Origin of the sequence: Neobacillus sp. WH10, assembly GCF_030123405.1 — a bacterium.
Classification (GTDB): domain Bacteria; phylum Bacillota; class Bacilli; order Bacillales; family Cytobacillaceae; genus Neobacillus.
This window is the reverse complement of record NZ_CP126110.1, coordinates 3,089,335-3,102,214: the sequence shown is the minus strand read 5'-3', so window position 1 is coordinate 3,102,214 and position 12,880 is coordinate 3,089,335. Positions and strand designations below refer to the sequence as shown.

Here is a 12,880-nt window from a genome sequence, read left to right as displayed (position 1 = left end):
TTTCAATGCACTGCATTTATTCATAGATATCTCCTTTCACCTATTACGACAGGTAAGCAATCCATAATTAACTTATTCATCGTAAGAAGGTGAAATTCCTGTTGGAAATAGGGTGTTCGTGAAAAATTGAAGGTGAATATTCCCTTTGATAGTCCGAATGCGAGGCTTATTCGGAAAAGACAAGGAGGAAATCTCCTTTGCTAGTCCGAATGCAAAGCTCATTCGGACAAGACAACCAGGAATTCACCTTTGCTAGTCCGAATGCGAGGCATATTCGGACAGGACAAGGAGGAAATTCCCTTTGCTAGTCCGAAAAAAAAGCTCAGTGCCTAATCCTTTTCAAAATCGCTGCTTCAATGAATCCCCAGGGCAGGAGACTTTTTAGAAACAAATTTTTCTTTACACTTTTGCCGATTGGGTATCTAAGGTCTGGAGATTTCTGTTGGGAGGCAATTTGAGCTACTAGTTTCGCAACTTCTATGGGATTGCCATGTTCTTCTTTTCCACTATTAATTTCTTTTAGCATACTCTCCATATAGGATAAGTAGGGGGAATTAGAGTTAATTTCCATTTCGTCAACACTTGTCCAAATATTAGTTTGATACGAACCAGGCTCAATTAAGGATACATCAATGCCAAATGGTTTAAGCTCAAGCCTCAAGCTTTCGCTATAGCCCTCAAGTGCATACTTGGAGGAAACATAAGCAGATAATCCAGGGAATCCCATTCTGCCGCTAATGCTGCTCATGTTGATTATTCTGCCGTGCCCTTTAGACCTCATATATGGAAGTACAGCTTGGGTTACTGCAATCACTCCGAAAAAGTTTGTTTCAAATTGCCTTCGATATTCTTCTATGGAAAGCTCTTCACTAAAACCACCAAGTGCAATCCCCGCATTGTTCACTAACACATCTATAGAGGGAAAGGTTGTGAGCAAATTTTTCAAGTCATTAATAGATTCGGTGGAAGTTACATCAAGTGAGTGGATTTGAATCAACTCTCCTAAATTTTTTTCTTTAGCTAGTTCGAGTAATGGCTGTGCTTTTTTCACGTCTCTCATTGTCGCAATGACTGTAAAGCCTTTTAAGGCCAATTCAATCGTACATAACAAACCAAAACCACTAGATGCCCCCGTAACAATTGCTGATTTATTGATCATAATTCCTCCCTATAAAAATCTCTTTTTTTTTATTAAACCTTATTAACTAAAAGATTGTATATAAAATACTATTTTTCTTTTTAATTTAAGGGAGTGGATTTGGAATATTTCTACTAGCCAATTACACGATACAACCACTTGAATATTATTTAAGTTGGGAAAACGAAAGCAAGACAAATTGTCATACTATGACTTTTTGTCTTGTTTTTATTATAGAAGTAAATTTAAAACTCATTCTGACCGAAGGTTTTATATCTGGCATGAAAATTGCATCTAAATTAAATGAATTCATTATTATTCTATTAGGAGTGAAGAGAATGGGAAAGCTTGCAAAATTAAGAACAGGTTATGGGCTGTCGCTATTAGCCGCTGCATTAATACTTACTGGTTGTGCATCAGATAAGCCTGCTGCTAATGATAAGCAGCCACAAGAAAACCAAACAGCATCTAAGGAACAAAATGCAATTAAAACATATGAACCCCCAAGCATGGAGAAGGTTCCAGAAGGGCCTTTAGGAGAATCGATTAAACTTGGCTTTAAGATAATGAATGAAACGAATACGGCTCTACCAAACAATGTAGGTAACAATTTAGCATGTTCCAGCTGCCACGGTACAGCAGGAACCGATACAACTTCACCTCTAACAGGCGTTACCGCTGTTTATCCTACATACAATCCACGAGCTGGAAAGGTGTTAACTATTGAAGACAGAATCAATGGCTGCTTCAAAAGAAGTATGAACGGAAAGCCTCTTGAGGCAAACAGCGACGAGATGCGGGCAATGGTTTCTTATTTGAACTTTATCTCGACGGATGTACCTATTGGTATTAAAGAACGTCCATGGATAATAAAAAATTCGCTGCAAACTGTTCCAAATCCAGACCTTGCAAATGGAGAAAAACTTTATCAACAATCTTGTTCATCTTGTCACGGTGCGGATGGTTCCGGGACAGGTCCAACCACAGGACCGGCACTTTGGGGAGACAAGTCGTTTAATATTGGAGCTGGCATGGGGCGAGTATCAACAGCAGCTGGGTATATTAAACGAAATATGCCCCTTGGTGAAATGGGTGGCATAAAACAAGGAAGTTTAACTGACCAACAAGCAGCAGATCTTGCCGGCTTTATTCTTTCAAAAGAAAGACCTGATTTCGCCGAAAAGGCAAATGACTGGCCACAAGGAAATGCCCCAGCGGATGTACCATATGAGCTAAAAAGTAATAAAAATTAATATTTAAGATTGTAGGGTCAGTCTCCCGGTGTTAATAAGTCATTATTGCCACCGGAACTGGCCCGCATTTTTATATTCATTAAAAATTCATATAATTATCCTTTTTGCATAGGTAATATAGGTTTTTTATTAGGTATAGTGAAAGAAGATGAGTATTGAATTCGTAGTAAGGGGTAAAAAAAATGAAAACAAAATGGTATTTTTTTATTCTCATAATAATTATTGTATCAGTCCTTATAAATAACTTTATTAATCACCGCGAAGATTCTCCGACAAAAATAGGGGTAATCATGATGGGAAACAGTAGGGTTGAAAAGCTTACTGGTTTAAAGAAAGGGATGCGTGAACTTGGGTATAAGGAAGATGCGATAGAATTTGATGTAAAGAATGCCTTGGATAATGAAAAAACGTTAGATAAGAAAATCGATGAATTGATTAATGAAAAGCCTGCCCTTATTGTTACAATGGGAGGAATCGAAACCTTAGCCTTAAAAGAAAAGATGGAAGAGCAGAAAACTAATATCCCTGTTGTTTTTGCCGGAGTTGCAGCGCCAAAAGAGCTTGGATTAATTAAAGATTACCGGTCCCCTGGCGGATTTTTTACAGGGGTTAATAACTACCATACGAGTCTATCAGGAAAGAGGCTGGAGCTTTTGCATCAATTAGTTCCCACCGCTAAAAGGTTCTTCGTCCTTTATGACAAAAAAAATAAAGTTAGTGTACTAAGCTTAGAGAATACGATAGATGCCGCAAAGAGTCTTGCTTTGCCAATAATTCCTGTAAATGTTAGCGACCCGAAATTCACCGAATTTTTAAGCGGAAATATACAGCAAGATGATGCACTGTTAATGGTACCAGGCTTTCGCATGGAATCTCTAACAGAGAAAATCGCAAAAATTATAAAAGAAAATAAAATTCCTGCGATGGGTGTTTACGGAAATGAGGTAGAGGAAGGTATTCTTGCAAGCTATGGTTCAAGTTTTGAGGAACAAGGGTACCAAGCTGCAAGGTATGTAAGTAGGATACTCCAAGGGAATTCTCCCGCTGACCTTCCGGTTGAGCTTCCTGATACGATACACTTTTTCATTAATACAAAAGTAAAAGATGAACTAGGCATTGAGTTAAATAGTGAAATAACGAACCTAGCTGAATTTATCAAACCAGAAAGGGAGGGGGCAAAATAATGGATGGTAAAATCCGGAATTGGCTCTCTTCTCAACCAATCCGCATAAAAGTGTTGGTATTTGGAATCATTATGTCGATTATACCGCTTTTATTAACTAGTTATTATTATTATTCCAATGTTAAAGCAGACCTGGAAAATAGAATTCTAGCAAACCAGAAATTGGTTATTCAAAACCTATCAAGTGAAATTGAACTGGAGTTTACCCAAACATTTCGGCAATTGCAAATGGCTACTACTTTTAAGCAACAGGGAAAGCAGCAGAGTATCTTTTATGATCTTTTACAACAAAATGAGTCAATCGAGGAAATTGTCATAACGGATGATGCGGGTTATATCCAAAAAAAGGTATCACGCTACAACTTAAATATACCTTTACAAAATGAAAAGTGGTTTTCAGATTCCTTTTGGTCGGATTTTCAATCAAAAAGTAAAACATATGGAAAGGTCGAATTTAATCAATTTGGACAGCCAATTGTGAAAGTAATGATCCCATTTATTGAAGACGGAAAACAAAAAGGAATTGGGGCGAATATTCAGCTACAAAAAATAATTGGTAAAATTTCATCACTTAGGCAGGAGGATTCAAGCTATTTATATTTGTTGGACAAAGATGGAAAAGTGATTGCACATCAAGATTACAGTCAATTGTGGAAAAAAAATCCTCATCCAGCTGACCGAGACGTTCTTGGGGTCCAAACAAAAATCAGCGACTTAGGCTGGACACTGGTGATGGAGCAACCAGCATCTACGGCGTACGAACCGATTAATAATATGTTCAGGAATGGCTTATATGTAGCAGCAATCGCAACGATTATTGTCAGTCTTATTAGTGTCTATGCCGGGCTCTATTTCACAACACCAATCATCTATTTAGAAAAAGGGATGAATAATTTAAAAACTGGAAGGAAATCAGCGCCCATTTTATTAAACCGTCAGGATGAATTAGGGAAATTAGCTGAGGCCTTCAATGAAATGAGTTGCGAACTGCAGGAAAAATCACTTCGGCTGGAACAAGAAAAAGAAAGGCTGAGTGTTGTTGTCCACGGAATTGAAGCTGGTTTAGCACTTGTAACAAAAGATTATCAGGTAACATGGATGAACCCTTTGTTACAAAAATGGCTTTATAATCATGATGTCAATTTACCATGTTTCACATTATTGGGCGGGAAAAAGGAAGCATGTGAAGTATGTCCAATAACCTGTCCAGAACTTGATGCGAACGGGAACTCCATTATGAAGACGAAAGGAGAAAATGGGGAGGAAAGAATTTTCAATCACCGCGTTTTCCCACTTAATAATGCTATGAAAGGGGAGGGAGAGTTCTTAATTGTTATTGAGGACATAACTGAACAAAAACAAATAGAAGAAAAAATGATTCAAACAGATAAATTAACTGCGCTTGGATTAATGGCATCAAGCTTCGCCCATGAAGTAAACAATCCTCTTGCAACTATTAATGTATTCGCGGAGGATTTGATAGACCGGTTGGAACAAAAAGATACAGAATTAGATGAAGAAGAAATGGTGTTATATTTAGCGAAAATAAAGGAAAATACCGAAAGATGCAAAAGAATAACTAGTAATCTATTGAATTTTTCCAGAAAGTCGAATTGGACAGTTACCCATATCGATGTAAATGAAACGATTATTAATAGTATTCATTTAGTGGAATCTACATTAAAAAAGAAACAAATTAAGCTAACTACTGAACTTCCAAATGACTTACCGGTATTATTAGGTGATAGTTTAAAAATGATGCAAGTGATCGTCAATTTAATTAATAATGCCATTGATGCGATGGAACAAGCTGGACAGCTTATGATTACTGCCAAGGTGGAACAAAATTCAGTGTGTATACAGGTAATCGATAACGGTTGCGGTATTGCGCCTGAGGTGTTGGGCAAGATCTTCGACCCCTTTTATACAACAAAGCCAGTTGGAAAAGGGACGGGACTTGGATTATCGGTATGTTATGGCATCATTGAAGAATTTGGCGGTACGATCCAAGTAGAAAGTATAGAAGCTGCTGGAACGACTGTAACAGTCCGAATACCGATTAAAAAAAGCTAATGGGAGTGAGATTTCCATGAGTGGAACAAAACTTTTAATTGTAGATGATGAATCTGATTTGGCTAGTCTTCTAGTGAAAAGACTTTCACGGAAAGGCTACGAGGCCCATACAGTAGGAACTGCTGAGGATGCGCTGGCGTTATTAAAACAGCATTTTTTTGATATTGCTATTTATGATATTCGTCTGCCGAAGATGGACGGAATTTCGCTGTTAAAAGAAACAAAAATAGTAGCTCCTGAGACAGAAATCGTCATGTTAACAGGACATGGGACAATAGAAACAGCGATAGAAGCGATGAAATTAGGGGCTTTCGATTATTTAACGAAGCCTTACAATCTGTCGGAATTAGAATTAACGATCAAAAAGGCCGAGGAAAATAAAAGACTAAAAATAAAAAACGACAACATGAAAAATATTATCAAGCAACAGAATCAGTTCATGATCATTGGCGAAAGTCCTATCTTTAAGGAAGTAATTGACTTAACCCGTCGTATTGCGGATAGTGAAGTCCCTGTATTGATAGAGGGTGAAAGCGGAACAGGAAAAGAATTGTTTGCTAAGGCTTTGCATTATTGGAGCAGTCGTTCAGAGGAGCCATTCGTAGCTGTGAACTCAGGAGCCCTCCCGGAGCAGCTTCTTGAAAGTGAATTATTTGGTCACGTCAGGGGTGCCTTTACAGGAGCAAATCAAGATAAGAAGGGCCTTGTCGAGGCGGCTGATGGCGGAACATTGTTTTTGGATGAATTAGGAGAAATGCCATTAGCCTTACAAGTAAAACTGCTTCGATTCCTTGAACTTGGGGAATTTCGTCGTGTTGGAGATGTAAGAGAGAGAAAAGTAAAAGTTCGTGTAGTCGCTGCTACGAATCGAAATATGGAAAAAGAGGTGGAAAAAGGAAATTTTCGTGAGGATTTGTTTTACCGTTTGAATGTTGTTAAATTAACGATTCCTCCCCTTCGGAAGCGAAAGGAGGATATTCCTTCATTAATCGATTATTTTATAAAGCAAAAGAAATCTCCTGAAAAAGTCCTATCAGAGGATGCTTTAGCAGCATTGCAACACTATGATTTTCCAGGGAATGTCCGAGAACTACACCATTTAATTGAAAGAGGTACGTTATTATCTAGCGGCGGGAGAATTGAAGCAGCCGATTTGTTGCTGCCAAGACAAAAGGCCGCGGACCGACAAATAAAGGAAGTGGAACTCTGCACCTTGGAGAAACTAGAAAAGGTACATATCGCTCATGTGCTGAATCGATTGTCGTGGAATAAAACAAAAACGGCTGAAATCCTTGGGGTCAGTGTGCGGAATTTGTATCGAAAAATTGAACAATACGGGCTAAAAGAATCATAGTTGTACTAGTTGCGAATTGTCTTAAGACAGGGCCGAAGTACTGAGAGGTTCAAAATAATATTAACACGGAGATATAGTGTTCTGACAAAATGGCATATGCAACAACATACCTATGACAAAACGTCAATAAAAAGCAGCAAAGGGAAAATTTCCTTTAGCTGCTTTTTATTTTTCATATAAATTAATAGCTTGATAAATCAAGCCTTGATCAGCATGAAGTAAAGGGGTTTCCTCAGAATCGGAGGGAAATTAAATTTTGGCACAATACTTGCATAAGTAAAGAGTGAAATAAAAAATACAAAGGATGTGGCAAGATGTTTTCAAATATTGGTGTACCGGGACTAATTTTAATTCTTGTGTTAGCACTTATTATTTTCGGACCGAAAAAACTCCCTGAAGTCGGCCGGGCAGTTGGGCAAACCTTAAAAGAGTTTAAGAAGTCGGCTCGTGAACTTACAAGTGATGCAATCGATGATGTAAAAAAAGAAACAAAGGATGTTTCCGACACCTTCACAAAATAGGAGAGGAGTATTGTCATGGCTCTTAAGACAAAAAATGGTTTAGAACCTAAAGAATATGCCGAGCTTGCTGGAAATTTTGTACCTGATGCTCAAAAAGTTCTATCCGAAAGTCGTTATGATACAACATTAGGTTTAAATATGGCAAGAGACGCTAGGAAGGTCATAAATGGAAATTTACAAATTGAAGATTTTCATAAAATTTATTCTGCTTCGTTATTGAAGGAATTTGGTGATGAATATGCTAGCGTGGCCACAACTACAAAATCAACGCAAAAGAAAGATAGTGGTCCAAAATGGGGCATGGTGATTGATTTAAAAAAATGTGTTGGTTGTGATACATGTACCGTTTCTTGTAAATCAGAAAATAGAACACCGCCAGGAATGTCCTACAATGTTGTCCTTGAAACATTTAAGGGTGATTATCCGAACATCTCGGTAGTGAACCTGCCAAGACCATGTATGCAATGTGATAAACCACCATGTGTACAGGTTTGCCCGACAAGAGCAACTTATAAGCTCGACAATGGCATTGTCACAATTGATAATGATCGCTGCATTGGCTGCCGCTATTGTATGGTTGCTTGTCCATATGGAGCAAGGTCCTATGATTTTGGCGATGGATATGAGCAGGAAATGATAGGCTATAACGATGTGACCAGTCCGGAATATGGGGTGGAACGAGGGGAAAGGAAAAAAGGAAAGATCCCAGAAGAAACCGTTCGTAAATGTAGTTTTTGTTATCATCGCCTCCAGCGCGGAGAAGAGCCTGCATGTGTGGAAACATGTATTGGCGATGCCCGTTATTTTGGCGATATGAATGATCCAAATAGTGTTGTTTCCAAGCTTGCCGCTAGTCCGAGGGCGTTTCGTCTAAAAGAGGAGTTAGGTACACAGCCGCGAGTGGTTTATTTAAAATAGTAATCCGTCACTTGTGGTAGTTTTTATACAGGGAGTGGTAAAAATGATGACAAAAGCGATTCTAGGTAAAAATATGCCTGCTTCTCACCAAACGAAACGATCAAGGAAGATCGAAATAATCTGGTGGACATGTTTAATCATATGTTTTGGTGTAGGTTTATACTCGATTATTAGCGGATATTTTTTAAAAGGAATGTCTTCAACATATTTATCGAACATCGTCCCATGGGGAGGATGGGTTGCGTTTTATATTTATTTCATTGGCATGAGTGCAGGTTCCTTTTTACTGTCAACGATGATTTATGGATTCGGAATGGAGAAATATGAAAAAATTGGACGGTCCGCACTATTATCTGCAATTGTCTGTATGATTACAGCGATTACCTTTATATTCTTTGATATTGGCAGACCAGACCATATAATGAATTCCGTTATTTATTGGAACGTCATGAGTACGATGTCATGGGAAATCCACTTTTATATTGTATATATTGTGTTATTAGTGACGGAATTGTATTTTTCAATGCGGAAAGATTTGATTACATTAGCAAAAAACAATGATATTAAAGGTAAAATATATCGCATCCTTACTTTTAAAAAGCAAGAATTCACAGCAGCCGATGCAGCCCGTGATAAAAAACGATTGAAGGTAATGGGAATCATTGGTATACCTCTGGCGGTATTTGGGGTGCATGGAGGAACGGGATCGATTTTCGCAGTGGTAAAAGCCCAGCCTTATTTAAATTCTGGTTTATTTCCACTCATCTTTATTCTTTCTGCACTTGTATCAGGAACTGCGTTATCAATTGCAATATATGTAATAAAGTCTAAAGTTCAAAAACAGGAATTGGATGTTCCAATGGTTCGTTCTCTGGGAAGCATGCTTGCATTATTTTTGGGAATTGAATTTATCATGGTTTGGTATGAATTCCTCATTGGAATTTATGGGTTAGGTCATGAAGAACTTGGAACGATTAAATTATTAACTGGAAGCAAATGGTGGTGGAGCTTCTGGATTTTTCAAATGGGACTGGCCATGTTCTTCCCATTAATCATTTTATTTATTAAGAAGACACGGAAATCGGTCAATTGGATCTTAGCTGCATCGATAATGACAATTATTGGTGTTATAGGAGTTCGGTTTAACATGGTTGTGCCAACCTTGATCATGCCTAAATTGGAAGGTATGCCTGTTGGGAATTATTATCCAAACCTGTCGGAATGGTTGACAACATTTGGACTTATCGCCATGTGTCTCATCATCTATACACTTGGAGAAAAAGTGTTACCGATTGAGGAACTAGACTCTCATGAAAGTGGAGTGAATAAATATGAGTAAGGATAAATTGAATCGTAGAGGATTTCTAAAAGCACTCGGTACATTTGGTGCAGTTGCAATCGTCACCCCAGCATTTATTGGACCTGTGAAGCAAGTATTCGGAGATGCTTGGACTGATGATGGCCATGGTATCGGGACAAATTATCAAGATTATACGGCGAAGGATATTATCTTCACTTCCTGTCAACAATGTAACGCCAGTTGTACCATTAAAACCTTTATAGTTGCTGGAAATCCCAATAGTCCGTATTCATCAATCGTTCGAAAAATTGCTGGGAATCAATACAGCCCGATTGGCATGGTACCATTTGGACATATCCAATATAATACGCCAATTACCGAAGCGGTTAAAGGAACGGCTGATATGGCGAGAACAGGGCATTCCTTTAGGGGTGCAAAAACTTGTTTGAAAGGGCAAGCTGGAATTCAAACGGCGTATGATGCTTATCGAATTCAAAAGCCCCTTAAACGTGTTGGGAAACGAGGAAGCGGCGTCTGGAAAACAATCAGCTGGGAACAAGCATATAAGGAAATCATCGAAGGCAGTAAAGATCTTGGTACACCAGGGTTAAAGGAAATCTGGGCCTATGTACCTGAAGCCCAGGTGATGGCTGATTGGGAAAAAGTAAAAAAACAGGAAATGACAAAAGTAGAATTTGATTCAAAATATAACAAATTCCTTATTGATACGAATCACCCTGATTTCGGCCCTAAATCAAACCAGATTGTCGTTATGTCTGGCCATCGACGAGAATTTATTGAAAGATTAGCCAATGGAAGTATTGGGTCAGCAAATTATTATGATCATGGCGGTTATTGTGGTGTTCAAAGTGTAATGGGAAATGTTCGTTCACATGATACGACAAAGCAAAAGCAACGGATGATTCCTGATTATGAAAATGCCGAATTTGTTCTTGTTTGGGGTACAAACCCATTAACAGCTAATCGTGGGCCGACAACCTTTGCCCCGCAAATAACAAATGCCATCGATCGCGGTATGAAAATGGTTGTAATTGACCCGCGTTTCAGCAAAACTGCGGAGAAAGCGCATATGTGGGTTCCTGTTAAACCAGGCGGGGACGGTGCCCTAGCACTTGCCATGTGCCGCTGGATTATTGAAAATAATCGCTATGATGAACAGTATTTAAGAAATCCTAATGGCAAGGAAGCAGACCTTGATGATGAACCAACATGGAGCGACGCTACTTATTTAGTGAATGTTAGTGATAAAAAACGGCCGTTCTTGCGGGCTAAAGATCTAGGTCTGGGTGAGGAAGAATTTGTTGTACTAGAAAATGGCCAGCCTGTCTTGTCTAGCAATGCCCATCAAGGAGATCTGGAAGTTAATACCACGATAAATGGAATCAATGTAAAATCTGTTTTTAGCATTTTTAAAGAAAAAGTATTGGAAAAATCACTAGAAGAATATTCAATCCAATGCAATGTTCCAATTGAACAAATTAGTGAAATAGCGAGAGAATTTACTTCTCATGGAAAAAAAGTAGGAATCCATTCCTATCGCGGTCCAGCTATGCATGCTAATGGTTATTACAGCGTTCGTGCCATCAACATGTTAAACCATCTAGTCGGGAATCATGACTGGAAGGGTGGGGACACTGCAACGGGTGCGAAATTTAAGGTGACAGAGGGGCGCTATGATTTAGCCACAGTACCAAATGCCAATGTCGCATGGGGGATTCCGCTTACAAGGCATAAAGTCCCGTATGAAAAAACGTCTCTGTTTGCAAAGGACGGCTACCCTGCGAAGCGGCCATGGTATCCACTCGGAAATAAATTAATTCATGATGTGCTACCAAGTGCTGCCGAAGGATATCCATACAAAATTCGTGCCATGATGATAAACCGGACTTCACCTATCATGTCTGGTCCGCGTTCGGATATGCAGAAGAAATTTATTCGCGATCAAAAGGTAGTAGAGCTCGTAGTATCTTCAGATATCGTGATTGGCGAAACAACAAAGTTTGCTGATTTTGTTTTACCAGACTTATCATATCTGGAAAGCTGGAACGCAGAAGAGATATTCCCGATTTTAAAATATAAATTTGCTGGTCTAATCCAGCCAGTAACTCGGATTGTTCCCAACGCCCGGCCGACTGAGCAAGTTTATATCGATTTGTTAAATGGGATGGGGCTGCCTGGAGTAGGGAAAAATGCATTTGTCGATGGTTCCAATCTCGATTGTCCAGAGGATTATTATCTAAAACGCGTGGCCAATATTGCTTTCGATGGCAAGCAGCCGGTCCAGGATGCGAATGACGAAGAACTTGCTATTTTTGAGAAGGCAAGAAAGAAAGCATTAGGCAAGTATTTTGATATAAATGTTTTGAAAAATGCTGTGAAACCCGAGGAATGGAAAAAAGTCGTTTTCGTCCTCAACCGAGGTGGAAGATATGAGCCGCTTGGTGATGAATATATTGGAAACCATATAAAATATCAATTTAATAATCTAGTTCATTTTTATGATGAAAAGGCGGCCGGCTTTAAGAGTGCCTATACTGGCAAGTTCTTTGAAGGAGTGCCAATTGCTGATGAAATTAGACTCTATAATGGAGAGGTTTATTCACCGCCAAAACCGTTTCAATTTATTAATTGGAAATCGAGGAATGTGTCAACACACCGCACAGAAAGTAATCCATGGTTAAGGGAAATCCGTCCGGAAAACTATTTATGGATTAACCCGGTTGATGCAAAAAAGAAAGGCATTAAAACTGGGGACACTGTTATGATTACTTCAACAAGTGCAGAAGTAAAAGGAATTGCCCTCGTAACGCCGGGAATTAAGCCAGGGATTCTTGGTGCGAATTATAATTTTGGTAATTTCGCAAATGGTTCAACGGATGTAAAAATTGATGGCACCATAGTGAAGAAAACTGAAAAATACGGACATCTTCCGTTTGACACGAATGTTCCACTTCATGAGGAAAACGGCTATGCGAAGGAACGAGGAAGAGGATTCTCGGTCAATGCTTTAGCTGATAAAGACCCAAGCTATTTTGAAGGCTTTCTCGCAGATTTGATTATTGGAGGTCCGGCACAGCAAAATGTTTATGTCGATGTGAAGAAAGTGTAAGTAAAAGGGA

The 12,880-nt window shown here is 38.8% G+C and carries 9 protein-coding genes; 8 read left to right on the top strand and 1 reads right to left on the bottom strand.

Features of this window, described 5'->3' with window-relative positions:
• Positions 1–322 precede the first annotated feature (322 nt).
• Entirely contained in the window at positions 323–1,159 is an 837-nt protein-coding gene (locus tag QNH20_RS14640) for an SDR family oxidoreductase (protein ID WP_283918740.1), read from the bottom strand.
• 317 nt (positions 1,160–1,476) lie between these two features.
• Here QNH20_RS14640 and QNH20_RS14635 point away from each other — a divergent pair, with 317 nt between their 5' ends.
• The 8 genes from QNH20_RS14635 (at position 1,477) to QNH20_RS14600 (ending at position 12,870) form a co-directional block, all read left to right on the top strand.
• Positions 1,477–2,391, top strand: a complete 915-nt coding sequence (locus QNH20_RS14635; protein ID WP_283918739.1) for a c-type cytochrome — start codon at positions 1,477–1,479, stop codon at positions 2,389–2,391.
• 182 nt (positions 2,392–2,573) lie between these two features.
• On the top strand, positions 2,574–3,575 hold the full coding sequence (locus QNH20_RS14630; protein ID WP_283918738.1) for an ABC transporter substrate-binding protein: 1,002 nt from the start codon (positions 2,574–2,576) through the stop codon (positions 3,573–3,575).
• On the top strand, positions 3,575–5,647 hold the full coding sequence (locus QNH20_RS14625; RefSeq protein WP_283918737.1) for an ATP-binding protein: 2,073 nt from the start codon (positions 3,575–3,577) through the stop codon (positions 5,645–5,647). The genes QNH20_RS14630 and QNH20_RS14625 overlap by 1 nt, the downstream gene beginning before the upstream one ends.
• A 16-nt stretch (positions 5,648–5,663) precedes the next feature.
• Entirely contained in the window at positions 5,664–7,001 is a 1,338-nt protein-coding gene (locus QNH20_RS14620; protein ID WP_283918736.1) for a sigma-54-dependent transcriptional regulator, read from the top strand.
• Positions 7,002–7,315: 314 nt separating this feature from the next.
• Entirely contained in the window at positions 7,316–7,522 is a 207-nt protein-coding gene (locus tag QNH20_RS14615; RefSeq protein WP_283918735.1) for a twin-arginine translocase TatA/TatE family subunit, read from the top strand.
• Between the two features lie 15 nt (positions 7,523–7,537).
• Complete coding sequence (locus QNH20_RS14610; protein ID WP_283918734.1) at positions 7,538–8,440, top strand: 4Fe-4S dicluster domain-containing protein; 903 nt, start codon at positions 7,538–7,540, stop codon at positions 8,438–8,440.
• A gap of 43 nt (positions 8,441–8,483) precedes the next feature.
• Positions 8,484–9,779, top strand: coding sequence for an NrfD/PsrC family molybdoenzyme membrane anchor subunit (gene nrfD / locus QNH20_RS14605; protein ID WP_283918733.1), 1,296 nt, complete (start codon positions 8,484–8,486; stop codon positions 9,777–9,779).
• Positions 9,772–12,870 (top strand): molybdopterin-dependent oxidoreductase, encoded by a 3,099-nt coding sequence (locus QNH20_RS14600; protein WP_283918732.1) that lies wholly within the window; start codon positions 9,772–9,774, stop codon positions 12,868–12,870. The genes nrfD and QNH20_RS14600 overlap by 8 nt, the downstream gene beginning before the upstream one ends.
• Positions 12,871–12,880: the final 10 nt, after the last annotated feature.